This is a genomic window from Candidatus Amarolinea dominans (genome assembly GCA_016719785.1).
Classification (GTDB): domain Bacteria; phylum Chloroflexota; class Anaerolineae; order SSC4; family Amarolineaceae; genus Amarolinea; species Amarolinea dominans.
Window position 1 is genome coordinate 706,212 of sequence record JADJYJ010000001.1, and the last position, 26,068, is coordinate 732,279.

The following is a 26,068-nucleotide window of genomic DNA, read 5'->3' on the forward strand; positions in this document are numbered from 1 at the left end:
CGATGAAACGCCGCGTTCTTTTCCTGTGTACCGGCAACTCCTGCCGTTCCCAACTGGCTGAGGCCATCGTCAACGCGCGGGCGGGCGACGCCTGGGCCGCGGTCTCCGCCGGCACGCAGCCCACCGGTTACGTTCACCCGCTGGCGCTGCAAGTCCTGGCTGAGATCGGCATTGTTCCGGCGCAGGCGCGCTCCAAACACGCCGACGAGTTCCGCCAGACGTCATTCGACCTGGTGATCACGGTATGCGACGACGCCGCGGAGAACTGCCCGGTCTGGCTGGGGCCAGGACGCCGCCTGCACCTCAGCTTTCCAGACCCGGCCAAAGCGCAGGGCAGCCCCGCAGAGATCCTGACCGCATTCCGCCAGGTGCGCGACGACATGACCGAGCGGGTGCTGATGGCGCTGCGCGCAGCGACCGCCTTTGGAGTCTCGCAGACCTCACGGGTCTGACAACCCGGCGCTGCACCATTTTCCCCATGACGCAACTCAATTCTCGCCCGCACTGACGCCCCACTCCTGCCGCCACAGTGGGTGTGCGACGGTCAGATGCTTGCCCACTTCCGGCGGTTGGGTGACCTCGATGTCTACGCCAGCCGCTTCGAGGATCTCCTGAAGCAGCGCCGGATCCGAGAGCGCGTCCAGGATGGCTGTGTGGCGCGCCCAGGTGGCGCGCAAGGCGGCTTCATCCCACACCCCCCAGTACCCGCCATCATCGAGGACCGCCCACTCGGCCATAAACGGCGCGACGATCTGCAGCAGATCGCATACCTGCATGTGTACTTCGGGTGAGCTGAACTGAGTCTTGGTGAAGAGGTGCTCGTGGATCAGCCCATAGCGCCCCGGCGTTGAATCGCCGAACGGCGCGTCGCAGTATTCGATCAGCCTGCCGGTGCGTCCGAAGGTGAGGTAGAGCGTTTCACAGCCCGGCGGCGCGATGACGACCCCCCGCACGTGATCGTCCACCGGCTCGACATCAATCTCGAACGTGCTGGTGGGGATGCCGTCATCGGTCTCGATCTCGATGCTCCGGTAGCGCTCGCCTGTTCCCAGAATGCGCTCGTCCACGACCCTGCACGGCCATCTCAGCCCCGCGCACGCGGCCTCAAGTCGGGCGCTAAGCTGCGGCAGTTGGCCCAAGTCACGCAGAGCGCCCTGATAAAAGATTGTAATGCCCACGATTACCTCCTACAAATGATGCGGACGGACCTATCGTATCGGCCACCCGCCGTGCGCCTCGATCACCGCGTCGATCTCCCCCATGACCCGGATCGTCTCGTTGAGTGCGACCACCATGCAGCCATAGGATGCAATCTTGCTTCAGGGCAACAAGAAAAGGTGTACGGTTCATGGGAAATGCCTCCTTGCTGCCTGAGGCGATTTGTGATAGACTGGCGTCAAGAACCTGGCGTCAAGAACAATGAGAGTGCAAAATCAGCTTCAGTAGGGATGAGATCAAAATGACTCTGCAAACCATCACGTTACGCTTGCCCGAGATGCTCTATCGGCAGGTCGAACACCGTGCTCAGCGGATGCGCCGCTCCGTCGAAGACGAGTTGATCATCGTGGTGTCAACCGCGCTGCCAACTACTGATGACCTCCCGCTCGACATTGCCGGCGATCTGGCACAGCTCACTTTTTTGACAGACGCTGAGTTGTGGCAGGCGGCGCAGACCACGCTGCCATCCAGGGATTCCGAACGGATGCAGGCGCTCATGTTCAAGCGACAACGCGATGAACTGACCGTCGCGGAAGAACGGGAGGCACAACGGCTGGCGCACCGCGCCGATCGGACGATGCTGGTGCGCAGCCAGGCGGCCGCTCTGCTCAAAGATCGCGGCCACGATGTCTCGGAACTGAAGCCGGCCAAGGCTGCGGCATGAGTCACGCCTACATCGCGCCGGTGCTCCGGCAGGCCGTGGTCGAACGGGCCGGGCATCGTTGCAGCTATTGCCAGACTGCCGAAAACATCACCGGCTCGCTGTTCACGGTGGATCATATCATCCCTGAATCGCTCGGCGGTCGCACGACGCTCGACAACCTGTGCCTGGCCTGCTGGTCCTGCAATCTGATCAAGCACGACCGCATCGTCGCCACGGATCCTGAGACCGGCGCCACAGTTCGCCTCTTCAACCCCAACACCCAGGAATGGCACGAGCACTTTGCCTGGCAGATGGGCAGCCTCTTGATCGTCGGTTTGACGCCGACGGGGCGGACGACGGTCAACGCCATCCGGATCAATCGGCCTGAGCTGGTCAACGCACGCCGGTTGTGGATCCAGATCGGCAGCCATCCACCGCAGGACTGACCCCCCTCTTATCCCCCTCTTCAATAAGGGGGCGACGAGACTCCCTACTGTATCGGCCAGCCGCCGTGCGCCTCGATCACCTCGTCTATCTCCCCCATGACCCGGATCGTCTCGTTCAGCGCGACCACCACGCGCTGGTAGTGCGCGATATCCTCCGCGGACAACACGCGCCCCTTGCGATCCTTGAGCCACTTCTCGCACACCTGGTAGCCGCCGATGTGGAAGTTCCAGACCGCCTCCGGCACGCCGCGGAAGCCGGCCGTCTGTGCCTTGTCGAGCCAGACCGCGCCATCGGCATAGACCACCTTTTCGACCGTGGGGGCCGCGGGGCCGGCATAGGTGGTGATGCGCCGTGCCAGCGCCGGCGATTCCAGCAGGTGCAGACCGACCAGCTCGCCGCCGAGTGTCGCCAGGGAGCGGAATAACTCCAGGCTACTCGTGAGCGGGACGCGCGGGAAGTCAATTTTCAGGAATTCGGCGTAGCGGGCGCGGTAGGTGGGGCTATGAAGTACCGCATATGCAAAACGAAAGATGTCGATCGCTCCGACTGAGCTATCTGAATCACCTTTGTCGCTGTCAACCGATTTCGCCCCAAGCTTGGTACGCACTTGCCGGATGAATTCCTCGGCCATGTTGAGAGTCGAATCAACCGGTAGAGATATTTGCAGGTTGCTGGGATAGACATGGAGCGGGAAATAGTAGTTATACTCTCGTGTGTTGATAGAGATCGCGTTTCCATCACCCATGTGTTTTGTGACAAAGACGTGAGAGAAACCTATTTTCGCCAATTGCCGCACCGTAATCAGCGCGACATTGGGCACCAGAAGGCTCTTCATGACAGTTCCGCGGGTACGTTTGATGACGCTATCGTGGAATAGGATAGGACGCACATCGAAAGGTCGATATAACCATTTCTGTCGGCATGCCTTGCCAGTATGTGTGTCTCTTAATGTTCGTCGGCATGTTCCGAGATCAAAACCGTCAAAATCAGGCAATTTATAACGTCTCCCGACTTCCTCGTTGCTAACACTTGGATCCATCAATACGGAGAGTCTGGCCTCGAAATCGGCTTCTGATTCACTCGAAACGAAGCTATCGCGACCGGTTTGTATCCCGCTTACAAACTCTCTGAATACCGTGGCGATCGAAGGCCAGTCCTCGTATTCCTCTGCTAGGCGTAGAGATTTGGGCACGAAGAAGAAAGTTGGCTTCGTTGCCGGCAGCGCCTGCCAAACCATACTTCGCGGCGCTGCTGTGGAAAGAACTGAGTACTTGGCACTTCGCGTGCCCCACATATCGTAATGAAGTAACGAGTTTTGAGCACCTCCAACTGTCCGACAAAACAATCCCACTGAGACACCTTGTTTGATATCAAATACGTTTTCGTCTGGCGAACCGTCAGGACAAGTATCGGCTTTCATCACGCTTCCGTGCAAGTCAACAATCCCTACCCAAGAGAACGCGCGGAGCAATGACTCTCGCATTTGTCGATGCGTAACACCATCCAAGTAGGTGTTGTTAGTGATAAACCCCAGTATACCCATGCCTGAGGCATCCAGAAGGTACTGGGCAAACCGTATGAACTTGATGAAGTCATCATCGAGGTTAATCTTTCGCTCGGCAAGCCCTCGTTTGTAGTCGTCCAGCAACTCAAGAATCCACGGGATTCGGTTCAACTGCCCGAAGTTGGAATACGGCGGATTCCCGATCACCACCGTGAACCGCTGCCACCGCTTGATCGCGTTCACCGCCTGCGCCTCGTGGGCCAGCGCGGGCGTCCAGCCGGCGAAGGCCAACTGCCCCCGCTCGTCGTCCGGCGGCTCCAGCGCGTTGGTCAGGTAGACGCGCACGCGCTCGACGCTGCCGAAGCGGTAGCCGGTCTCGTGCAGCTTCAGGCCGATCTTCATGTGCGCGATGGCGTAGGGCGCCATCATCAGCTCGTAGCCGTGCAGCCGGGGCAGCAGGTGGCGGGGGACGTAGTCGTTCCAGTAGTCGGCAAAGGATGAAGGCTGAAGGATGAAGGTTGAAAGGCCGGGTAGCTGCTTGCGCTCCGGAGAGTCCCACTTGGCCCGCAGGTGCCGGTAGATCACCTCGATCACCTCGACCAGGAAGGTCGCCGTGCCGGTCGCCGGGTCCAGGATCGTCACGAACGGCGACGCGGAGTCCGTGCCTTCAGGAATGGCAAAGACCTTTGAGGTTTCCGAAACCTCAAAGGTCTGGCGTGTAAAGGTCTGGCGCATCTCGCCCCACGTCACCGTAGACGCCAGCCCGTCCGCCAGCCCGAACTCAGTCTGCAACAGCTCGTGGACGCTGCGCACGATGTAGGAGACCACCGGCTGCGGGGTGTAGAAGATGCCGCGCTGCACCTTCAGCTTCTTGTCGTAGGCGGCCAGGAAGTGCTCGTAGAAGTGGATCACCGGGTCTTCGCCGCGCGTCCGGTTGCCGAAGTCGCGCAGGATCGCCGGCAGGTCGGTCTCGTCCCCGCGCAGCAGATCCACCACGTCCTGGATGCCCAGCTCGTCGAAGTTGATCCCGCCCTGGCGGCCGCCGATGTGCAGGAAGGTCTGGAGCATCTCCTTCAGGAACGGGTTGGTGATCGGCACCACCTCGGCCAGCATGTCGGAGTAGAGGGTCGTGTCGTGGCGGCCCCCTTGCAGGTCGGTGCGCTGGATGGCCGCGGTCAGCAGCCCATAGGTGACGGTCTGGGCGTAGGTGTCGGCGAACTGTTCTTCGGTCAGGTCATGGATCAGCGCGGTCTGGAACGCCCGGTGCAATTGGCGCAGCGGCCCGCGCTCCGATTCGTGCGCCATCAGAGTGTTCGCGGCCCCGCGGGTGCGCCGCGCCAGCTCGGCCAGCCGCTCGGCCAGCGCGTCCGACGTGCGGATCACGTGGCCCAGGCGGTGGCGGAAGGCGTCGGCCCACTGCTGGCGCCAGGCGTCCGCGTCCGCGGGATCGGCCGGCCAGCAGAGCCGCTCGTGCAGCACGGCCGCCACGTAATCCAGCTTCAGGCCGGTGTCCGCGCCGTCCCAGCCCAACACGCGCAGCGTGGGCAGGTCGCCGGCCTCCTGGCGGAAGTGTGCGAAGGCGATCTCGCGCTGGTCGCTCGCCTCATCGCCGAACGCGGAGATGAAGATCAGATCGCCCAACGCCCAGGCCGCCGACCCCGCCCGGTTGGCGCCCGCGCGCTGCTTCAGCGCCAGGTGGCTCAGGATCCTACGGAGCACCACCACCGGCATGCGCTTGCGCTCGAACTCCACGAAAAAGATGCCGAAGGGTTGGCCGTCGGCCATCGGCCGCAGTTGGTGGATCGCCTTGACTTTGGCCGCGTCCGCGTCCCGCAGCCCCAAGCTCCGCGGGCGAGTACTCGAAGGTGAGTTCGTCGAAGCCGTATTCCTGCAGCGGCCAGTCAAGCTCGTCTTCCAGGTAGCGCACCAGGTCGGGGAAGGTTTTGATAGAACGCAGGGTGTCGGCGGAAACGGGCATGGGATAGGCTCCTGTCAGTACTTTTACGCTGGGTCGCATGGCAATTGTGCAGCAATCTGCTGCACAATTGGACGCGAATTGGATGAAATGAGACGCGAATTAGATAGGGTTGGATACGCGCTCTTTGTGCAAGATACGCCTGCACAGAAAACTTTCGCGATATTGACAGCCGCAGCACTTCGTGGTATCCTCACATTTAGAAGTGCGGCTCGTAACACCTGGCGACTCTGACCACCTGCGGTGGCCTAGCCTACCGGCGCAATTCCGGCGGGGACAGATTGAGATCGGAGCCCAGGGTGAGCCGCTATTTTTTATTCCCACAGTGCGATCTGCAGCAACTCCTCAACCACAATCCGCGGCGCGATGAGATCGTAGAACTCACGTCTGTTGCGCGCATACTTCTGAAACAACGCCCACGCCACGAAATCCACTGCCTGTAAACCCTTCTCGGCAATGGAATCTCCATGTCGAATCGTGACATTTGCCGATAAGCCTGCCAGGTTATCCAGGATGGCATGTTCCAATAGCTGACGTAACCTGAGCGACGTGTACCGTTTATCGAGACAGAGGTCGAGTTGCGGCTGGCGTTTGGCCGCCCGGCGCACAGCATCGGCGACGACCAGGCGATAGATCGCACGTGGGTCGGTTGGCGGCCGCAGGATCGCAGCTTTGTCCAGGACGACGGCCACGATCTCGATCGGTGCCGCGGCAATCGCTTGCAATAGCCGTGCCGTCACTTCGGGCGGCGATGCGTCAGCCTTCATCTCGCCCGAAGCCAGACTCGGCGCCACGATTTGCGGCGGTGGATTGACGATCCACGTCCAGGGCACGCGGCTGCCCTGTGCTCAACAGCGCAACCACCAGATAGGGTTGGCCGCCGAACGGGATGTCATCTCCCGATTCATCGAGAAACGCGTGGGCCATTCGTTAGTTCAACTCCATCCAACATTTCAAGATCGGCGTGACCCCCACCGGCGCTTGCAGCGGACGCAGATAGTCGGCGACCACCTGCCGCTCCACCCGCTTGCGCAGCTCGGAGAGCGCCGCGCGATCCAGGGCGCAATGCCGCGGGGTGTCCGGCTCGGAGCGGATCAGGTTGGCGATGGCGCCCGGCTCGGTCAGGACGCGGCTGCCTTCGAGGTCGTAGCAGAGCCAGACCGTGAAGCCGGCCGCGTCGCTCCAGCGCGGCTGGCCCGGCTCGGCCTCGATCAGATTGGGATCGGGCCGCGGGATGCGATAGCAGAAGAAGACGGCGCGCGCGTCCGGCCGCGGCGAAACCCGGCCGGAGAAGACTTTGAGCGGCAGCTTCGCCAGCGTCGCGGCCAGCGCCGGGTGCGCCCCCAGCAGTGCCGTGTATTCCAGCCGCAACTGCTCCGCCTCTGACAGCGTGCCGTCGCACTGCTCGTTGATCTCCTTGATCGGATCGAAACGGTCGTCGGGGGTCAGCAGCGTGCGGCCCTCGATGCCCAGGGTGCGCGAGATCACCAGCGTCTTGCTGGTGACGCGCTGGAAGAGGTGCAGCAGTTCGTCCAACTCATCGGGCGGCAGGAAGTTCCAGAACGCCACCCTCCCGCGCAGCAGCTTCAGCTCCGGGTGATCGGCCACCAGGCGTGCCTCCACCGCGGAATTCATGCGCCGGTCCACGCGGCCGATGCGTTGCATCAGGCGGACGGGGTTCCAGTGGAGATCGTAGTTGATCAACCGGGTCGCGTCCTGCAAGTTCAGGCCTTCGGAGAGCACATCGGTGGAGATCAACACCCGGATCGGCGGCTTGCCCTGGGCGGCCAGCTCGGCGCTGCTCAGGCCGTTGTAATACGGTGCAAAGCGGCGGATCACATCGCTGCGCTGGCGTTGATTGCTGCCGCCATCAATGCGCTGCAAACCTGTGATGCCGGCGGCCGCCAACTCCCGCTCCAGGTAGCGCGCCGTGTCGGCGAACTCGGTAAAAATGATGACCTTCTGCGCCCTGAGCACCGGATCGGTCTTGAGGAGCTTGATCAGCGCCTTGAGCTTGTCATCCCGATCTGGCGTCACCCGCCCGACCTCGCGCAGGAAATCCACGAGTTGATCCAGATCGTCGAACGTGTCGTCCAGGATCTCATCCACATCGAACTGGGCCGGGTCACGCCGCTCGATAGCGCCGAGGATGTCCTCATTCAGGAACTCCTCGACCTCGTCCTCGTCGGCTTCTTCGGGCCACAGATCCAACTGGTGCGCCTGGGCATAACCGATCAACTCCCCGTTCTTGATCCGCCAGCGTTCCAGGCGGCGCCGATCGTGCTCGGACGTCACATGCACCGTGACCCAGGCCAGCAGCTTTCGCAACAGCCGCCAACATGACCCCTCGAACGCCCGCGCCGAGCTTTCGAAGCGTTTGAGGAACAGGGTTCGGATGAGCATGACGACCTGACGCTGGCGGTTCTCGTCGAACGACTTGTAGGTGACGCTCTCTTTGTCCCCGCGCCAATAGGCCAGGGGATAGTAGATGCCCAGGACGAAGAGCGGCCGCTCCTTGTGGAAGGCGGTGCGCACACTCTGCAGGAGCACGCCGTAGGTGGATTTGATGCTGTAGGGGACGACCTTCGGCGGTTCGCGCTCCGGGAAGAGCGCGCCGTTGCCGCCGTCGAGGCGCTGGCTTTCCTTCACATAGGCCCGGCTGCGCTGCACCACCAGGGCATCGAAGACCGGGTCGCGGCGCAGCGCGCGCTCCGCCTCTTTGATGTCCGCTTCGACCAGCAGGCTCATCTGCTCGGACGCCGGCAACCGGCCGAGGATCTTCTTCTCAAGATCAATGAAATGCCGGCGCAGACTGTGGATGCCCAGGGTGGGCGCGAAGCGCCGCTCGTCCCCGCCGGTGTACAACTCGATCATGTGCCGAAAATCATGCACCGAGTTATTGACCGGCGTCGCCGTGAGACAGAAGACCTGCTTGGGCCGGTCGCTATCCTGCAGGTAGCCCTGCAACAGGCGGTAGCGCGATGGCGTCTTGATCCCTTCGCCGGCAATGCCGGGGTTGCGGAAGTGGTGCGCTTCATCAATGATCACTGCGTCCGCGTCGCGCACGGTCATCTCGATCTCCCTGGGCCACTTGCCGTGCCGCTGCAGATCGGTATGGTTGTAGATGACCAGGTTGACGAAGCCGCTGAAGACCCGTTCCAGATATTGCCTGAGCACCGGCTCCCACACATCCTCGCGGGCCGCCTTCGGCGCGAAAAGGACGACCTGCTTGCCCTCCTTGAACACCAGCCGCTCGATCAGCATCAGCCCGACGTAGGTCTTGCCCAGGCCGACGCCGTCGCACAGGAACGCACCGCCGAAACGGTCGGCGATCTCCAGCAGCTTGCGGTAGGCGTCCTGCTGATATTTATCGAGCAACGGAAATACGAACGAGCGCTGCTGATCCCAGGCGTCCGGTTCCAGCTCGCGACCCCGGAAGAATTCATCCAGCGCCTTGAACCAGATCTCGAACGGCGTGCGCGGCTGGGTGTGCCGCTCCACCGTGCGCAGGATATCGGGCGTGATGTCTTCCGCTTCTTCCCAATACTGCTCGTACCACTCCTGCAGCAGCCCCACCTCCGGCCCTTTGATCTGCACGTTCAGTTCGACGTTGTCCACCAGCCCCGGATAGGTGAAATTGGAGGACCCGACCAGGGCATACGACCCCAATACGGCCAGCCGGCCATGCGTGATGTACGCCTTGGCGTGAAATTTGTCCCGGCTATAGACCCGACACTCGATTTTCCCCGATCGGATCGCCTCGACGATAGCCGGCACGCCTTCCAGGAAGTCGTTTCGGACCTTCTCGCCCTCCAGGCTCTGCTCCAACTGGCCCTGGATGCGCTCCAACCCACGCGCAAAGGCTCGTTTGGTGCGAGACGACACTTCGTCGCCCATCAGGATGCGGATGTGATCCACCGTCTGCCATTTCTCCTGCAGCCCCAGCAGCGCGCTGATCTCGAAGTAACCGGTCGCGATGTCAATGGCCGACGACAGCTCGCACCAGTCGGAGAGGTAGGAACGGACTTTCCAGTCCGTATCGCTGTTGTCCACGATAAAGAGATCGCCCCCGCGACCGGCGGGCTTGATAGAGGATGTTGCTGGCGGGCGACGTTGGGATGATGGGTTGGACATAGGCGCTATTCTTTCGGTCAGATTCGTGGAGCAAATTTGTTCGTTGGGATGTTGGGTTGCTGTGGTCAGGGAGTATAGCACGGTTCGTGGCGAGGAGCAAAGGGCGTGGGAATCAGGAGATCGTTCGTCAGTATGCACTTCAGCGCACTGAAGTGCGTACTACGAACCGTTCGTGGTGCGCATTTCAGCGCGGCGAACAGGGCGCGAAGGGGTTGTCAATCCCCTTGCGCGCTACAACTGTCCGCGCAGGGTGCCCACGTACCCCGTCAGTTCCACATAGCCCTGACCGGTAATCGGTTGGCCGGCGCTCTCGCCCTGGATGGCGACCGCGCCTTCCCAGTAGGTTTGCGCCAGGCGCAGTTCCTGGTCGGCCTGGCGCGGGGTAATCTCCAGTGTCAGGCCGTAGGCGGGCAGCGTGACACGCCAGCGCGCCGGGTAACGCCCGCCGCTGGCCGCGCTCTGCCAGGTGTCGAGTACGCTGATCTGGACATCGCTGCCGGCCAGGTGCTGCACGCGGCCGTCAGCGGCGATCAGGCTGCCGCTCGACTGCGGCTCGATGCTGCCATCCTCGCGCCGAATCTGGTAGACCATCAGCTCACGGCCATCGTCGAGCTGCAGGGCAAACCAGTCCCAGCCGATGGCCCGCTCGCCCAGGGCCGTGGTGCCGAACTCGTGATCCATCCAGCCGCTGCCGGTGACAGCAAACGTCTGGCCGTCGAGGGTGACGGCGCCCTGCAGCGGCAGACGCGTCAGCGAGTAGTACATGGACGCGTTGCCCGCCTCCGGCCCTTTTTGATGCAACCCGGCCTCGCCATGCAGTGCCGGCGGCTTGCCCCAGGCCAACGTCAGGTCAAGGGCCACACTGTTCTGTTGCGCCAGCAGGTGCTCGGTCTGCGGCCCCACGCCTGTCACCGACCAGTCTTCCAGCCAAACCCGGTAGGGCTGCGCCTGCGCGCCGGCCAGCCCGGCCGCGCCGCGGCTGAAACGGTCGAAGGCATAGAACTGCTGCCCGCTGATGTCGCTCAGAGCAAAGTGCGCCATGTAGACCTGGTTGGTGGCCCAGTCCGAACTGCGCAAGGCCGTTTCGGCGCTCAACGCGCGGCGGAAGAAGGTCAACTGAAAACCGAACTGGCGCCCGTCCGCGCTCACCAGGTTGCCCACGTAATACCACCATTCGGTCAAATAAGCCGGATGCGCGCCGTGGTCGCGCGGAAACTCGAGGCTCAGCGGCGCGGTGACCCGCTCGAACCCGACCGTGGATGGCGCCGCCGCCGCCACCACCTGCCCACTGACCTGCCCATCCGCCTGCGGTCGTCCCAGCCACCAAACCCCGCTCACAATCAACAGCACCACCACAATCAGCCAAAACGCGCTACGACGCGTCATGCGATCTCCGATTCACGATTTGCGATTTTCGACCTCCGGTCTCCGCTCTCCGATTTTCAATTTCAGATTTTCGATTTTCGGTCTCCGCTCTCGCACACGAATCTCCGCTCTGCACTTTGCACTTTGCACTCTGCACTCTGCACTTTGCGCTCTCCGCTCTCCGCCCTCTACTTCAAAAACCTCGCGGCCGTCGCCAATCCCCAATCGAACACGCCGGGCAGGGTGTGGTTCAAGAACACGGCGAAGCGGGCCGTGCGCGTCAGAACAAGCTCATGCTTGCCGCGCGCGGCCGCGTCCAGCGTCAACTCGGCCACACGGCGGGCGCTCATGCGGCGCAGCGGATTGCGCGGTTCGAAGCCACGCCCGGCGACGTTCCGGCTGAAGCCGGTGCCGCTGGTGAAGAACGGACAAACCGTCAGCACACGCACGTTGTGCTGCGCCACTTCCGCGCGCAGCCCCTGCGAAAAGCCGTTGACCGCAAACTTGCTGGCCGCGTAGATGCTGTCGCTGGGCGTGCCCACCTTGCCGGCCACCGATGAAATGTTGATGATGAGACCCCGCTGCCGCGCAATCATGCCGGGCAGCGCCAGCCGCGTCGCGTAGATCAGCCCAAACAGATTGGTGCGGAAGAGATCCTCCACCGGCCCCATCGTCAGGTCCTTGGCCCACACGCCCAAGCCCTGGCCGGCATTGTTGACCAGGACATCGAGACGGCCGAACGTCTCCTGCGTGACGTGCATCAGGCGCTCGATCTGGCCGTACTCGCGCACATCGGTCGGCGCCACCAGCGCCTGACCGCCCGCGGCTCTCAGTTCGGCCGCCAACTGCTCCAGCGCGTCCACGGAACGGGCGGCCAGCACCACCGTGGCCCCTTCACCGCTGAACGCCCGCGCCAACTCGCGGCCGATGCCGCTCGACGCGCCGGTAACCACCACAATCTGATCTTGAAATCGTTGCATGACATCCCTCACGTGCTTGAAACTATACGGGAAGAAATTCTTACAAGCCGCCATCACTTGGACTCGCGGCCGCAGCCTGGAGTCACCAAGCCCACTCTCACCGCAGCCAGCAGTTCCAAATGTAGCCTGGTTTTTTACCACAGAGATCACAAAGAACGCAGAGAAGTTGCCGATTTGCGCCTGATCTGCCGTTTCTTTGTGTTCTCTGTGCTCTTTGTGGTTGAATGTGTGCTACGTTTGGAACTACTGCAACGCAGCGCCGCGATTTGACAATCACCGCCAGGCGTCTACACTGGACTGGCACACCCTATTGACGAAAGGTAGAAATCAATGCGTCTTTTCATGATACGACACGGTCAGAGCCTGGTCAACCTGGAGGGCTGGAACCAGGGCAATACGGACGAAGGCTTGACCGACCTGGGCCAACGCCAGGCTGCGGCCCTGGCCCACTGGCTGCCCACCAAACTCCCCACGATGGACATCCTCTATTGTAGCACCATGCGCCGCGCCCTGGAAACGGCTGCCCCACTCTGCGCTGCCTACAACATCACCTTGCAGCGCGAGGACCGCCTGCGTGAGGTCGGCAACAACCGCCTCGACCATTCCCCCTATCCGAACGATGACCTACCGCGTGACTACGCCGATTACTGGGGCAGCGAGCGCCCTTTCAACTCGATCACCCCGGCGATGGGCGAGGGCGAGAGCTGGATGCACTTCCGCACACGCGTCGGCTCCTTCCTGGAGGAAATCGTGCAGCGTCACCGGCAGCAGACCGTCGTCGCGATCTGTCACGGCGGCGTTGTGGAGGCCACCTTCGACCACATCTTCAACGTGGGGCCGTGGCGTCGCTGTGAAGTCTGGCTGCGCAACAGCGGCATCACGCAGTTCGAGTACGTGGAGCACCCGCGCCGCGAAACCTGGCGCCTGCACTACCACGACCGCGCCGACCATCTCAACGACCTCTGAAGACAGGTAAACCCATGACCAACCACGAGCTCGCCAACACCTTTCGCCTGATCGCCGACCTGCTCGACATCCAGGGCGAAGTCATCTACGTCACCCTGGCCTACCGCAAAGTGGCCGACAGTCTGGAAACCCTGGGCCGTGACATCGCCGATGTCTGGCGTGAGGGCAAACTGCGCGAGGTGCCGGGCGTGGGCAAAGCCATTGCCGATAAAATGGATGAACTGCTGCGCACCGGTCAGCTCGGCTTCCTGGAACGGCTGCAGGCCGAAGTGCCGCCCTCGCTGGCCGAACTGCTGCGCGTACCCGATTTGGGGCCGAAGAAGATCGCCCTCTTCTGGCGCAGCCTGGGCATCACCACCCTGGCGCAGTTGGAAGCCGCGGCGGCCGGCGGTCAACTGCGCAGCCTGGCCGGCATGGGCGCCAAATCAGAGGCCAAAATCCTGGCGGGACTGGAATCGCTGAGCCGGCGCAGCGGCCGCACGCCGTTGGGCCTGGCCTACCCGGTTGGCCTGCAAATGCTGATCGGCCTGCGCACCGTGCCCGGCGTGGTGAACGCAGCCCTGGGCGGCAGCCTGCGTCGCATGAAGGCCACCGTGGGCGATCTCGATCTGCTGGTGGCCGCGGCCGATTCCGCGGCGGTCATGCAGGCGTTCGTCAGCCAGCCAGGCGTGGCGCGCATCCTCGGTCAGGGCAGCACCAAATCGAGCGTGGAGTTCAGCAGCGGCCTGCGAGCGCAACTGTGGGCGCATCCGCCGGCACGCTTCGGCACCGCGCTGCAGTACGCCACCGGCTCCAAAGAGCACAACGTGCGCCTGCGCCAACTGGCCCTCGACCGCGGCCTGTCCCTGTCGGACCAGGCCTTGACGGCCGCGGACGGCCGCGAAATCCTGTGCGCCAACGAGGAAGAGGTGTACGCCGCGCTCGGCCTGCCGTGGATTGCGCCGGAGCTGCGCGGGGACCGCGGCGAGATTCAGGCCGCGCTGGCCGGCCGCCTGCCCAGGCTGATTACGCCGGGTCAGCGCCGCGCAGAGCTGCACAGCCATTCGACCTGGAGCGATGGCCGGGCCTCGATCCGAGAGATGGCCCTGGCCGCGCGGGCGTGTGGCCTGCAGGTGCTCGCCGTCACCGATCATTCGGGCGGGCTGGGCATCACCGGCGGCCTCAAGGTGGAGGACATTGCGCGTCAGCGCGCGGAGATAGACGTGGTGCAGCAGGAATTGGGCGATTCGCTGCGCCTTCTGCAGGGCGCCGAGGTGGAAATTCGCGCGGATGGCTCGCTCGACTACAGCGATGAAGTGCTGGCGCAGTTCGACATCGTCGTGGCCTCTCTGCACACCAGCCTGCGTCAACCCCGCGACCAGGTGACCGCGCGGCTGCTCAACGCGGTGCGCAACCCGCACGTGGACATCATCGGCCACCCCACCGGCCGCCTGATTCCTGACCGCGAGGGCGCTGACCTGGACATGGACGCCATCCTGGCCGCGGCCGCTCAGAGCGGCGTCGCGCTGGAGATCAACGCCAATCCCAGCCGGCTCGACCTGGACGACATCGCGGCCCGCCGCGCCATCGGGATGGGCATCCGCCTGGCGATCAACACCGACGCGCACGACCCGGAGCACCTGGCGCAAGAGCTTTTCGGCATCGCCACCGCACGGCGGGCGTGGGTCGAGCCGCAGCACGTCATCAACACCTGGCCGCCGGATGCCCTCCTCGCCTGGTTACGCAGCCGCGCCTGACAATTCTTGCTTCGTCTACCCTCCATCCCACTGGCCGGCGATGATGGCGACATCCGCCAGCGTCACCGCGCCGTCGCCATCCAGATCATACCAGCGGTCGAAGACCGGTTGGGCTGCGGTCTCGCCCCAATGCACAGCGACGGACTGCACATCCACCACGTCGGTCAGGCCGTTGCCGGTCAGGTCGCCCTGCGCATACATAACCTGAACTAACGCGGGTTTCTCACCAAATGGTTGGCACAATGGATGCCTGAATCTTCCGATCTCGGCTAATCAATGGCACACCCAAAGATAAAGCGGTAGCAGCAACGATACGATCAGGAAGGTCTGGAACCTGGTCACGCTCGATTCTTCGCATCATGTCGGCCACCACGCGGTCAAAGGGGATTTCAACCAGGGTCGCGTTCGGTTGGGACAGCATCTCAATGACACGTTCAAAGGAAGTTGACGCAATCTTCCCCTTCTCGATCAGATATACCAGTTCCGCCAGCGTAATCGAGGCGATTGCGATTTGATCACCACCCTCATCAATGGCATCCATGAACGTTGTTGCCGCTTTGGACAGGCGAGAATCATTGTAAAGATACCAAAGCAGTGCATGAGTATCAGCAACGACGCGAATTGTCATGCCTCACTCTCTGCAAAAGTTGACCACATTTCCTGTTGCACTTGGTCAATATCCTCTGCTGATGGCGCTGTACCTAAGTCGGACCATAAGCCGCGCAACGGAATACGAGACGGCGGTGAAGAAATGGATTCAATTTTCATCAACAACCATTCAACTTTCGGTGCAAGTCGAACCACTAAACGAGCTTGGTCAACAGGGCGCAATCGTTGAGCAAGCAGAACTACTTGTTCAAAGGTTACTTCATTAACAACCGCCAAAACACCAGAATTCATCTTTCGCCCCTTTCTTGGAATCATTGTACCACGGATTTCATCTCCTGGCACGTAAGATGGTCCTCACTCCTCCTGCACCCACGAGCGGAAGCGGCGACACCCGAGGCAAAATCCGCGCTTCGTCGAGCCAACCCCATCCCACTGCGCGGCGATGATGGCGACATCCGCCAGCGTCACCGCGCCGTCGCCATCCAGGTCATACCAGCGGTCGAAGACCGGTTGGGCTGCGGTCTCGCCCCAATGCACAGCGACGGACTGCACATCCACCACGTCGGTCAGGCCGTTGCCGGTCAGGTCGCCCTGCGCGTAGAAGCGCCGCCACGTTTCGATCCACTGCCAGGCGGCCGGGTCCTCATGGCCCAGGCGCCAGATGGCGATGCCCGCAATGTCATAGGCGTCTGCCAGGCGCAGCCGGTGACGCACCGCCAGCCCATCGAAGAACCAGACCTCGTGCGCGCCGTAGCTGAACCACGGCTCCTTGACATGCCCGCTGCCGTCCGCATCCTGCCATTGCAGGGTCGCGCCGTGACTGGCCAGCCGCGCCATCGCCTCGGTCCAGGTGATGGCCTCGCCGCTGCTGCCCACCCAATCGTAGCCGTAGACAGGTATGCCCAGCCAGATCAGCGCCGGGTCCACCGCGCTCACGGCAAAATCGAGCACATCCTCGGCCCAGGCCAGCGGCGCCAGCGGTCCGGCCGGGCTGGTTGACCAGTGATAGTCGTAAACCATGATGCGGAAGCGATCCACCACGCGTCCCAGCGCCGCGTAATCCTGCGCCTGCGGGCCGTTCCACGTGCCCGGTTCCGAGGTCTTGGGATGCACCGCGATGCTGACGCGCTTGCCCTGGCCGTGCAGGCTGCTCGCCAGCTCGGTCATGAAGGTGGTGAACGCGTCGCGATCGCCGGCGTAGAGGCTTTCGTAGTCAATGTCAATGCCATCGAAGCCCCAGGCGTTGATCTGCGCCAGGATGGTCTGGATGTGTACCTGGCGCAGGCTGGCGCTGTTGATGATCGTGCTCACACGGGCCGGGTCGAACTGATTGGTGATCGTGGGGAAGATCAGATGACCGTTGGCGTGCATCTGACTGACGAGGCCGGCGTTCACCGGCGCCAGCGCGATCAGGCTGCCATCCGCGGCCGCGCTCAGCTCGTACTGGAACGGCAGGATGTCATCCAGCGCGGCCGCGTTGGCCTGGTAGCTCGCCAGGGCCGCGGCCTGATCCCAACTGACCGGCATCCAGGGCGCCACGCCCCGCCGCCGGTCGAGATTGGCGTAGCCGTCGTAATCATGCACCGCCACGCCGCCAAAACCGGCCGCGCCCGCGTACGCGTTGCGCGTCACGGCCAGCTCGCCCAGCATCACCCGGCGCCCCTCCTCGTAGAAGGTGATGTAGGCCGGCTGGCCGCCCGGCGCATTGGTTTCCACGCCCACGCGCACCGCCTTGCCCACGCTGCCCGCAAACGTCACCTCACTGGCGGCCAGCGTCACCAGGCCGTTGCCGCCCCAGGCATGGTCGCGGTAATCCATCAACGTGGCGACGCTGACCCGGTTGAGCACATGCTCGCTCAGTGGGCGCGTCTGGCCATTGTAGGTGACGCTCCGGCCGTCGTACCAGAAGGGGATGTCCACCACCAGGGCCAGCCCGGCGCCGCCGGCGGTTAGGCGGCTGTTGACCGCGTCGAGCAGCGCCAGGTACTGCTGCGCCGTGCCCTGCGGATCGGTTTGCCATTCCGGCAGCGTGTGTGGTTCCACATCCAGGTGTACTGCGAGCGGCCGGTTGCTCGGCGGCAGGGCCAGGGTCTGCGTGATGGCGCGATCTATCAGCCCCAGCAGGTCCGCGTGATGGGGTGTCAGCGCCCAGGGCGCGTAGCCCAACAGCCATTCGACCTCCAGCCCGTGGCTGTTGGCGTCGCCGGTGAACGCGCCGAGCGCGGCCGCGTTGCTGCGCAGATAGCCCTCCGACTCGACATAAATCGAATTCAAGTGCTCCTGCGCGGTGAAGGCGAACAGCGCCTGGCGCGCACTGCCCGCCACCACATCGTCCCAGACCCAAAGGCCGCGATGGGTTTCAGGGCCAGGCGTCGGGGTTGGCGTGGCGGTCGGCGGCGGGCCATTGGTGCCCAGGATGCTGATGTCGTCCAGGTAGAAGGTCGCCTCGCCGCCGCCGTTGCCATCGTAGACGTTGAGGCGATTGAACTGCGTGGGCGTGGCCGCGCCGTCGTGCAGCAGGACGGCCAGGGGAATCGTCACCTCGGTCCAGGCGTTGGGAGGCGTCACGCCGCCGGGCAGAAAAGGCGCCAGGTAGATCCAATCGAACTCCGGGTTGCCGGCGCTGTTGTCGCCCAGGCTGACGGCCAGCACCTGACCGCCGCTGGCGCCGCCGTGCAGCCAGAAGTGCAGCGCGGTGTAGCCAGGGGCGGGGTACACGCCGGCGTTGTGCGCCAGCGAAAAGCCGCCCCAGCCCGTGAAGCTGACGCGCATGGCGTAACTGCCGCTGTGAACCTGCTCTGTGCTGCTGAAGTCCAGCGTGCTCAAGGGCGTCTGCTTCCAGAGCGCCTCATGCGCCCACGGCGGTGCCAGCGCGTCGGTGTAAAGCGGCAGGTCGGTGGCCGCGGGCGCGGCCGCGGCCAGACCAATCACAGCAAAACCGATGAGTAGTAGTATAATGAGGCGCAGCATACGGATACCTCCGTGAATGCGGGAGATTAGAGGAAGTATACCAAAGAGAAAACCAAATGTCTACACCTAACAGATCATCGCTGAACGCCGCGCCCGTATGAACGCGGACGCTTGTCTTTCACTTTACTGAACGCGAAGGTCGGAGTATACTGATGGTTATGACGCCAGCTTTTCGATGAGAGGCAAGACTATGACAGGTGCTAGTGTGAACCTGGCCGTGAAGGTGCCCGAAGCCCTGCGCAAGCGCGTGCGTGCCGTCGCTGCGTTGCGCGGAGAGACGATCGCGGTAGTCGTGCGTACGGCGTTGGCAGACTATGTCGCCCGTGCCGAGAGTGAAGCGAGCGACATTCGCTTTGCCAACGATGTGTTGACCCGCATCGCCGAGGGCGCGCCTACCTATTCGCATGAAGAGGTATGGACCGAGATCGAGCAACGCGAGGCAGTCGGTTAGAAACCAATGCCTATTCCCTTCGGAGCCTATATCCATGTGTGCAGTGTGACCATTCTGCCGAACTCTCACCTGCACCTGCAGTTTGACGATGGCAGCGAGCGAGTGATTGACTTCGAGCCGCTTCTTCTTGGCCCCCTATGGGGCGCCCTGCGCGATGAAGCGTTGTTCGCCCAAGTGTGCGTCAATGCCGACACCGGTACGATCGAATGGCCGAACGGCGCTGATCTCAACCCGGTGATTCTTCACGACTGGCCGGAATACAGCGAACAGATCATCGCTGAACGCCGCGCTCGCTATGCCGCGATAGTCTGAACTTCACCCGGCGTGCCTTCGAGGAAGCCGAGGGCATGGCTGTGCTGGCTCCTGCCATAAGGGCAGAGATCCTGGGAGTGGCCTGAGCAAGGGAGCGGTGTTTTCACCTGCTATCTACTCGAAGCCCTGGCCGACCAGGCCGATTTCGACGAGAAGGGCTTTGTCACTGTCTCCGACGCCAGTCGCTACGTGACCGATGGCGTCAAGCGCTGGGCGACTGATCATGGCGCGCCACAAACGCCGACGTTACAGGTCACGGTGGCGGGGGACATCGTGCCGGTGCGCATTGCGTGAAAAGCGGGTGCAGACCAGTTCAACCTGGAACGCAGGTTGCAGGTCATGAAGGACGCGCTGCGAGGTGGCAATGCGGAGGTCATATTTGAATCCCCGACGCTTGAAAGTCGACTGTTGGAGAACATCAGAAGCGAAGGGCGATTTGGCAGTACCGCGTCGGTATGCAGCGAGCGGGCGAGGATTGTGCAGGAATTGAATCGGCTGGCGCTTGAATATGTCGGCCGTGACATTAACGAGATGTGCGAACGGTGAACTCATCCGCTGTCACGACAATATGAAATGCGTAACTGATAGTCAAGGGCAACACTATCTACACTAAGTGCAGTACAACGGAGTCGGAGTCGATCCTATGAAACCAATATTCCGGTTCTTTGCGTTCTTCTTTATTCTGACTGGCCTCTTTATTGGCGGGGTCACAAGACACGTTGTCCCTGGAATGCTCGCTGGTATCTTGGTAGGGATCCCCATCGCTTTAGCTATCGCCACTCGTAAGATCAGTCTGGCGACCGCCTCCCTTGTCGGATTTGTGCTAGTTGCCACTTTGATCATCCTGGGGCGACAGGCCTTCATAGGAGCTGCGTTGGTGAGTTCAGTCACCTTCTTGGTGACCAATATTCTAATGGCCGACGAGTTGCGGGGACTATTCGGCGGGAGTCTTCTGAGGGCGCTAAAGTATCAAATTGATGCGGCGTTGGGCGCATCTGGGGACCCCCAAGTAGTTCATCCGGATGGGAGTGTGCGCCCGGTCAACTCGGAGAAAACACCTGGCCCGCGCGTGGTGGTACTCCGACCTGGTGCTGCGGCAGTCTTTGAGAAGCCGGGGTGTACTAGTCGCATCAGTGGCCCAGGAGTACTTCTCATTGACCCCCTTGAGTGGCTTGTGGCGACTTACAGCCTGAGTCCTGTTGAGAAGACGATTACGCTGAATGACGTGCTCACTGAGAACTGGGATTTCTGCACCGTCACACTTGATGTCAGGTTCTCGGTAAGTCTTCACCCCGATGTGGCGAGCGGAAGGGTGCCCTTCTCACAGAGCGATAAGGACGTTATCCAAAAACTGAACGCCGCATCACCGCGGTGGGAGAAAACTGAAAAACGAGTTCTGAACGCCGTAGAGACAGCAGCGAGAGAGCTGTTCGCCCACTATGTACTCCCTGGGGCTCGGGTTGACAGTAACGGACCTGTGAGACTCGCAACGGACCTGGGCAGTAGATGGGGGAAGGAGATCGCCGCTCTTGCCTCGCAGTACATGGGCTTACCGATCAGACTCGAGTACATCGGCCCGAGGATCATTCAGCCAAGTCCTAACGCAATTAAGCAACAACAGAGACTACGAACTGAGGCGATCGACCTAGACACTGGCCTGCGCCGGATGATAACGTTCGCTCGCGGTTACCAGGCGGCGCGTAACGAAGGTATCAAGGATGAACACACGCTACTCCAACTGATGCAGCTTGCATTCGGCAAGTTCGATTCTGACCAGATAAAAGTGTCCGGCCGAGCAAGGGTGCTCGTCGCTCGTTTGAAGCTAGACGGAGAGTTCAAGTGGTTTCGGAGGATCGATCGAGCGAGCTAATCGATTCTCTCAAAAATCACCAGCACACCGGCGTCAGCGATCAAGATACTCTATGTGATCCCTGGGAGTGTCGTCGTGGCTTTGGATATGCCCGAGGAAACATACGCCGAATTAGAGCAGATGGTGCTTGACAATGATCCGAGAATTGCCCATCTCAGAATCCTCGAATTGAGAAAAATTATCGTCGCAGAGCAAGAGCTAAGCGCCACATGGCACTCATATCCTGACTATGACTATGACTATGAGTATGGACTTGATCAACTTCGAGGCATGATCAGTCAGTCACGAGAGGAGAAATCTGAGTTCTCTACACTCGAAGACCGGCTGATCATTGTCCTCAGAGACATTCGGCTGTTTGGTCCCAGCAGTGATGCGCGCACGGAGCAATCTCGGGTAGTTCACTCGCTCAACCAGCTAGCTAAGGAACTAGGATCTGAGAAGTCCTTCACTGACCTGTGCAAACGCCCTCACCACGCCAATAAGCGCAGATCAGACTGGACATATACTGCAAGCGGGCACGAATTGCGCCTGTTTCCTTAGGCGGAAAAGCGAAGTCTATTCCCGCTTGCAGTATAGAGGAGTGCCCAATTTGGCTTCTGCCCTGGAGCATATTCGAGGGCACACTGACAAGCACTGATGTTAGCGTCACCTGCGGAGAAATTAAGAATGGATTACAAACTCGGGTTTCAGACACTCAAGACAGCCCTGGTTTCAGCCAATCCGCAGCACTTAGCGGAGCTGGCAACGCTAATGGATCGCTTCGACAAAAACGAGCGCGCCGAGCGACTGTTCGGCAGCAGCGAAAACACCCGCAACGAACGTGCCCAGATCGTCTTTGCCCTGAATGAGCTTGCCCTGCAACACTGCGGTGTCAGTTTCAACGATCTGTGTCAGGGTGTGCAGCCGAAGCCGGTCGCGCAACCCGAAGCCAAGCCAAAACCCACCACGCCGACCTCCACTCTGCGCCCAGAACCCGGTTGGGTGACCTTCAAGCTCCAGCTTGCTCGCCAGGCCGGCCTTGAGTTCGAGGTGCGGGCGCTGGAAACCCCCATGGGCGAGCCTCGCACCAGCGGCCGGTTGCCCGTTGACACCACCGACTTGGTCGCGGTGCTCAAGGTGCTGGAGAAATCCGGTTACACCCCAGACGACTTTACCTCGGCTCAAACAGAGGCGCTACAGCGAGTAGGGCTGGTGCGAGACGGCCGGCTGGTTGCCGACCACCTGAAGCGTATCGGCAAAGGGCTATACGACGCGTTGTTCCCTGGTCACGTTGGTGTGGCTTTCCAGATGGCCTTCAATCAGGCCCGTCTGAACCGCGCGACGATCTTCTTGCAGTTGCGCTTCGACCACGACGCCGTGGACTTGGCTCGCTACCCGTGGGAGTTAGTGCATGACGGCCAGCGCCACCTAGTCTCCGCTGGCGCTGTGGAGATGGCGCGCTACATCACTTACGGCGAGGCCGCACTAACGCTCCCGGTCAAGCCGCCGGCCCAGATGCTCTTCGTCGAGTCCCGGCCACGGGACTTGACCACGCTGCCGCAGGAGAACGAACGCCTGGCCGTGTGGAACGCCCTGCAATCGTTGACCAGCGCGGGCAAACTAATCCCGGAGCGTCTAGAAACACCCACCTACGACGCGTTACTCGACCGCATCGGCGGCGCCGACTACCACTTGATCCACTTTGACGGCCATGGCATCTTTGCCAGGCGCTGTTCTCAGTGTCGAACTATGAATTACTCTCACCTAACCGTATGCCTCAGTTGCCAGACGCCTTTGGACGATGTACCGCCTTTTGGCTACCTGGCTTTCGAGGACAACTCGGGCGCGGCCGACTTCGTCAGTACCGAGGACATGGAGAACCTATTGCTCAACAGTCAGGTGCGGCTGATGTTCCTCTCGGCCTGCCAGACCGGCATAGTGCGCGGAGAGTCGTTGTTCGGCGGGCTCGGACCGGGCCTGATCCGCTCTGGCGTGCCGGCCGTGGTCGCCATGCAATTCTCGGTGCCAGTCATAGCCACCATCAACTTCGCTGAGAGCTTTTACACGGCCCTGGCACGCGGCGAGACGGTCTCCCGTGCCGTTGCCCAGGGCCGGCGCCGCCTATTCCGAGGCAACACCTGGTTCATACCGACCCTCTATCTGCGTAGTCAGGATGACGAGGGGCATCTGTTCGCCGAATAATGGAGGATTTCACATGGAAGAGATCGGATTGCAGGACCTGATCTTCCAGGTCAAACAGGAGCTATTGGCGCCGAATCCCGCGCAGCGCGCTAAAGATTCCTACCCGCTCTTCTTCATCGACAGGGTGGAGCTAGAGATCGCCGTCAAAGTGGGCAGGACAGCCAGTGGGGGCATCAAGCTCACCGTGCTGGACTTCGCCGAGGTAAGCGCTGGCAAGCCGGTCGAGAAGGAGCGAGGACATGTGGTCAGAGTGTCGCTGTCGCCTCTGTTGTCCAAAGAAAACATACTGACCCAGGCACTGAGAGACCCGCGTGTGCGCGAAATGATTGAGCAGACATCGGTCCAAGGACTGGTTAAAGGTGGACCGAGTCTGGCCAGCACACCAAAATGAGAATGCACCACCACCGCCAATGCAGGCTCGATCGTCGCCACGAGCAGAGTATCCTGCTTGCCTGGGATCACGGGAGAGGACAATGAAGGAAATCCATCAGATCATCGAACAGCTTTCACCCACCGACGCCAAGTCCATCCTGCAGGTCCTCGCGGCCAGCGACGAAGCGCTTGCCGCCCGCATCACCGAGATGGCGCTGGCCCGCCTTCGACAGGTAGACGTGGAAGAGGTGGCCGCGGCTTTGTACGACGAACTAGAGGCTCTGGAAGTCGAAGAGGTCTGGGATCGGGCGGGCCGCACGCGCCACGGCTACGTCGAGCCGAGTGAAGCCGCCGATCAGTTGGTCAAGGCGGCGTTGGCGCCCTTTCTGCAGGATTTGGCCAGGTACCAAACGCTGGGACTGCGGGCGGAGGCTAACCGGATGTGCGAAGAATTGCTGCTCGGCTTCTACCAATTTCAGCATGAATCCACGTCCAAGTTCAAGAACTGGGCGCCGGATGCCCCAATTAATTTCGCGGAAGCGGTGGTGGACGCGTGGAAGGCAGGCTCGCCCACTAAGAGCGATATCAAGGCGCTCAAAGCGTTCGTCACGGCGGAGTTGGGTGGTTGGGGGGCAAACCTGCTCTGATTACATCTGGGGGGGACACGGGGTCAATGAATAGAGAGCGGCTATTTGAGTTCCTGGAGACGTGCGATCCATCCAACTTGCTTAACCTGTTGAGCGCGGCCTACGACGACATGGACCATGACCAACGCCGGGTGGTGTTTGGCCCGCTGATCAAGACGCAGCCACCGGCCCAGGTGGACGGTGAGGAATTGCTGGACGAGGTTGAAGAATTCCAGCGCGAGTCGTTGGCTGGCGCTTACTATGCGCCCTTCGCCATCAATTCAAAGAACTGGACGCATATTCCTGAAGAGACCAAAGAATGGTTTGAGGACTTGGGCGATCTGTTGCAGGACAGCAGCCAACTGACCATCCAGGGCGATCACTTGCACGCCGTTACCTGCTTCGGCGTACTGTACGGGTTGATTGACGCCATGGAACGTGGCGAGAAGATCGTATTCGGCGATGAGATCGGCGGTTGGATGATCCCCGGCGACGAGCAGCAAATCCTCGCGGCCTACATCACTTCGTTGGCGGCCGTGGCAACGCCTGCCGAATTTGCGGCCGTGGCCCTGCCGTTGATCCAACGTGACTGGCAGTCATTGTCAGATCAGGTCTATGCTGCCGCCGTCCATGTCGCCAGCGAGTCGCAGCGGCTGCACCTGGAAGCCAAGATCCAGCGACTGAAGGCCAGGACCAAGCGACCGGCCCGCAACGAACCGTAGCACGAACCGTCAGTCAAAAAGAAGCCGAGGGCGCGGCTGTGCTGACCTCCTGCAAGCAGGGCAAAAATCCTGGGCATGGCCTGACCAGAGGCATCGCGGGTTCAACCACCCTCTGCGCGCTGCGCTCACCGGCCAGACCGACTCCGGCCAGATAGACTTCATCACCGTCTCCAGCGACAGACGATGGGGCGACAGTTTTAGCGCACGCGCCCGTCCCTCACTTTCCTGAACCTACAAGTCGGAGTATACTGATGGTTATGACGCCAGCTTTTCGATGAGAGGCAAGACTATGACAGGTGCTAGTGTGAACCTGGCCGTGAAGGTGCCCAAAGCCCTGCGCAAGGCGCGTGCGTGCCGTCGCTGCGTTGCGCGGAGAGACGATCGCGGTAGTCGTGCGTACGGCGTTGGCAGACTATGTCGCCCGTGCCGAGTGAAGCGAGCGACATTCGCTTTGCTAACGATGTGTTGACCCGCATCGCCGAGGGCGCGCCTACTTATTCGCACGAAGAGGTATGGGCCGAAATCGAGCAACGCAGGGCGTCGGTTAGAAACCAATGCCTATTCCCTTCGGAGCCTATATCCATGTGTGCAGTGTGACCATTCTGCCGAACTCTCACCTGCACCTGCAGTTCGATGATGGCAGCGAGCGAGTGATTGACTTCGAGCCGCTTCTTCTTGGCCCCCTATGGGGCGCCCTGCGCGATGAAGCGTTGTTCGCCCAAGTGTGCGTCAATGCCGACACCGGTACGATCGAATGGCCGAATGGCGCTGATCTCAACCCGGTGATTCTTCACGACTGGCCGGAATACAGCGAACAGATCATCGCTGAACGCCGAGCTCGCTATGCCGCGATAGTCTGAATTCCGAGGCGGGACGGATCGCACTGGAGTCAATTGATACAACAGGCGCCGGTTGGTTCCAACCGGCGCCTGTTTTTATGGCAGCGAATCGTTCAGCGGCCACACCGGTCGGGGCGTGATGTGACCG

27 protein-coding genes are annotated in these 26,068 nt (G+C 61.6%); 15 read left to right on the plus strand and 12 right to left on the minus strand.

What is annotated here, in order from left to right:
* Positions 1-2: 2 nt before the first annotated feature.
* Positions 3-452, plus strand: a complete 450-nt coding sequence (locus IPM84_03355; GenBank protein MBK9091809.1) for an arsenate reductase ArsC — start codon at positions 3-5, stop codon at positions 450-452.
* A gap of 36 nt (positions 453-488) precedes the next feature.
* On the opposite strand, the gene IPM84_03360 is transcribed toward IPM84_03355, so the two are convergent.
* Positions 489-1,178, minus strand: coding sequence for a hypothetical protein (locus IPM84_03360; protein ID MBK9091810.1), 690 nt, complete (start codon positions 1,176-1,178; stop codon positions 489-491).
* Positions 1,179-1,459: 281 nt separating this feature from the next.
* Between IPM84_03360 and IPM84_03365 the strand changes: the two genes are divergently transcribed.
* Both IPM84_03365 and IPM84_03370 read left to right on the plus strand, forming a co-directional pair.
* Positions 1,460-1,882: a hypothetical protein gene (locus IPM84_03365; protein MBK9091811.1), complete on the plus strand. Its 423-nt coding sequence runs from the start codon at positions 1,460-1,462 to the stop codon at positions 1,880-1,882.
* On the plus strand, positions 1,879-2,307 hold the full coding sequence (locus IPM84_03370; protein MBK9091812.1) for an HNH endonuclease: 429 nt from the start codon (positions 1,879-1,881) through the stop codon (positions 2,305-2,307). Before IPM84_03365 ends, IPM84_03370 begins: the two co-directional genes overlap by 4 nt.
* A gap of 44 nt (positions 2,308-2,351) precedes the next feature.
* Here the strand turns inward: IPM84_03370 and IPM84_03375 are convergent, their stop codons facing one another.
* The 7 genes from IPM84_03375 to IPM84_03405 form a co-directional block, all read right to left on the minus strand.
* The gene (locus IPM84_03375) at positions 2,352-5,597 is read right to left on the minus strand and encodes a hypothetical protein (GenBank protein ID MBK9091813.1); all 3,246 of its coding nucleotides are present in this window, start codon (positions 5,595-5,597) and stop codon (positions 2,352-2,354) included.
* Positions 5,521-5,790, minus strand: coding sequence for a hypothetical protein (locus IPM84_03380; protein ID MBK9091814.1), 270 nt, complete (start codon positions 5,788-5,790; stop codon positions 5,521-5,523). Before IPM84_03380 ends, IPM84_03375 begins: the two co-directional genes overlap by 77 nt.
* 311 nt (positions 5,791-6,101) lie before the next feature.
* Positions 6,102-6,554: a DUF3800 domain-containing protein gene (locus IPM84_03385; protein ID MBK9091815.1), complete on the minus strand. Its 453-nt coding sequence runs from the start codon at positions 6,552-6,554 to the stop codon at positions 6,102-6,104.
* Positions 6,544-6,714, minus strand: coding sequence for a hypothetical protein (locus tag IPM84_03390; GenBank protein ID MBK9091816.1), 171 nt, complete (start codon positions 6,712-6,714; stop codon positions 6,544-6,546). Before IPM84_03390 ends, IPM84_03385 begins: the two co-directional genes overlap by 11 nt.
* Positions 6,715-6,717: 3 nt before the next feature.
* Positions 6,718-9,921, minus strand: a complete 3,204-nt coding sequence (locus IPM84_03395) for a helicase (GenBank protein MBK9091817.1) — start codon at positions 9,919-9,921, stop codon at positions 6,718-6,720.
* 231 nt (positions 9,922-10,152) lie between these two features.
* Positions 10,153-11,307, minus strand: coding sequence for a carotenoid 1,2-hydratase (locus IPM84_03400; GenBank protein ID MBK9091818.1), 1,155 nt, complete (start codon positions 11,305-11,307; stop codon positions 10,153-10,155).
* Between the two features lie 167 nt (positions 11,308-11,474).
* Positions 11,475-12,266 carry an SDR family oxidoreductase gene (locus IPM84_03405; GenBank protein ID MBK9091819.1) on the minus strand — a complete coding sequence of 264 codons (792 nt, stop codon included), beginning with the start codon at positions 12,264-12,266 and terminating at the stop codon, positions 11,475-11,477.
* Positions 12,267-12,608: 342 nt separating this feature from the next.
* On the opposite strand from IPM84_03405, the gene IPM84_03410 reads away from it, so the two are divergent.
* Positions 12,609-13,232 (plus strand): histidine phosphatase family protein, encoded by a 624-nt coding sequence (locus tag IPM84_03410; protein ID MBK9091820.1) that lies wholly within the window; start codon positions 12,609-12,611, stop codon positions 13,230-13,232.
* A 14-nt stretch (positions 13,233-13,246) separates the two neighbouring features.
* Positions 13,247-14,968, plus strand: coding sequence for a DNA polymerase/3'-5' exonuclease PolX (polX, locus tag IPM84_03415; protein ID MBK9091821.1), 1,722 nt, complete (start codon positions 13,247-13,249; stop codon positions 14,966-14,968).
* 15 nt (positions 14,969-14,983) lie between these two features.
* Here the strand turns inward: polX and IPM84_03420 are convergent, their stop codons facing one another.
* The 4 genes from IPM84_03420 to IPM84_03435 are packed head-to-tail and all read right to left on the minus strand — an operon-like array spanning position 14,984 to position 18,547.
* Complete coding sequence (locus tag IPM84_03420) at positions 14,984-15,169, minus strand: hypothetical protein (GenBank protein MBK9091822.1); 186 nt, start codon at positions 15,167-15,169, stop codon at positions 14,984-14,986.
* Positions 15,170-15,191: 22 nt separating this feature from the next.
* Positions 15,192-15,596: a type II toxin-antitoxin system VapC family toxin gene (locus IPM84_03425; GenBank protein MBK9091823.1), complete on the minus strand. Its 405-nt coding sequence runs from the start codon at positions 15,594-15,596 to the stop codon at positions 15,192-15,194.
* Positions 15,593-15,919 (minus strand): hypothetical protein, encoded by a 327-nt coding sequence (locus IPM84_03430; GenBank protein MBK9091824.1) that lies wholly within the window; start codon positions 15,917-15,919, stop codon positions 15,593-15,595. Before IPM84_03430 ends, IPM84_03425 begins: the two co-directional genes overlap by 4 nt.
* Before the next feature lie 12 nt (positions 15,920-15,931).
* On the minus strand, positions 15,932-18,547 hold the full coding sequence (locus IPM84_03435; protein MBK9091825.1) for a hypothetical protein: 2,616 nt from the start codon (positions 18,545-18,547) through the stop codon (positions 15,932-15,934).
* A 190-nt stretch (positions 18,548-18,737) separates the two neighbouring features.
* Here IPM84_03435 and IPM84_03440 point away from each other — a divergent pair, with 190 nt between their 5' ends.
* The 10 genes from IPM84_03440 to IPM84_03485 all read left to right on the plus strand — a co-directional run bounded on the left by IPM84_03440 (position 18,738) and on the right by IPM84_03485 (position 25,941).
* Positions 18,738-18,998 carry a hypothetical protein gene (locus tag IPM84_03440; protein ID MBK9091826.1) on the plus strand — a complete coding sequence of 87 codons (261 nt, stop codon included), beginning with the start codon at positions 18,738-18,740 and terminating at the stop codon, positions 18,996-18,998.
* A gap of 6 nt (positions 18,999-19,004) precedes the next feature.
* A complete protein-coding gene (locus IPM84_03445; GenBank protein ID MBK9091827.1) occupies positions 19,005-19,310 on the plus strand; it encodes a DUF2442 domain-containing protein in 306 nt (101 codons plus the stop codon).
* 339 nt (positions 19,311-19,649) lie between these two features.
* Entirely contained in the window at positions 19,650-19,856 is a 207-nt protein-coding gene (locus tag IPM84_03450) for a hypothetical protein (GenBank protein MBK9091828.1), read from the plus strand.
* A 97-nt stretch (positions 19,857-19,953) separates the two neighbouring features.
* Positions 19,954-21,180, plus strand: coding sequence for a hypothetical protein (locus IPM84_03455; protein ID MBK9091829.1), 1,227 nt, complete (start codon positions 19,954-19,956; stop codon positions 21,178-21,180).
* 75 nt (positions 21,181-21,255) lie between these two features.
* The gene (locus IPM84_03460; protein MBK9091830.1) at positions 21,256-21,720 is read left to right on the plus strand and encodes a hypothetical protein; all 465 of its coding nucleotides are present in this window, start codon (positions 21,256-21,258) and stop codon (positions 21,718-21,720) included.
* 126 nt (positions 21,721-21,846) lie between these two features.
* Positions 21,847-23,361 (plus strand): CHAT domain-containing protein, encoded by a 1,515-nt coding sequence (locus IPM84_03465; protein MBK9091831.1) that lies wholly within the window; start codon positions 21,847-21,849, stop codon positions 23,359-23,361.
* 13 nt (positions 23,362-23,374) lie between these two features.
* Entirely contained in the window at positions 23,375-23,752 is a 378-nt protein-coding gene (locus IPM84_03470; GenBank protein ID MBK9091832.1) for a hypothetical protein, read from the plus strand.
* Between the two features lie 82 nt (positions 23,753-23,834).
* Positions 23,835-24,380 (plus strand): hypothetical protein, encoded by a 546-nt coding sequence (locus tag IPM84_03475; GenBank protein MBK9091833.1) that lies wholly within the window; start codon positions 23,835-23,837, stop codon positions 24,378-24,380.
* A 26-nt stretch (positions 24,381-24,406) separates the two neighbouring features.
* On the plus strand, positions 24,407-25,081 hold the full coding sequence (locus IPM84_03480; protein ID MBK9091834.1) for a hypothetical protein: 675 nt from the start codon (positions 24,407-24,409) through the stop codon (positions 25,079-25,081).
* Between the two features lie 554 nt (positions 25,082-25,635).
* Positions 25,636-25,941, plus strand: coding sequence for a DUF2442 domain-containing protein (locus IPM84_03485; protein ID MBK9091835.1), 306 nt, complete (start codon positions 25,636-25,638; stop codon positions 25,939-25,941).
* Positions 25,942-26,068: the final 127 nt, after the last annotated feature.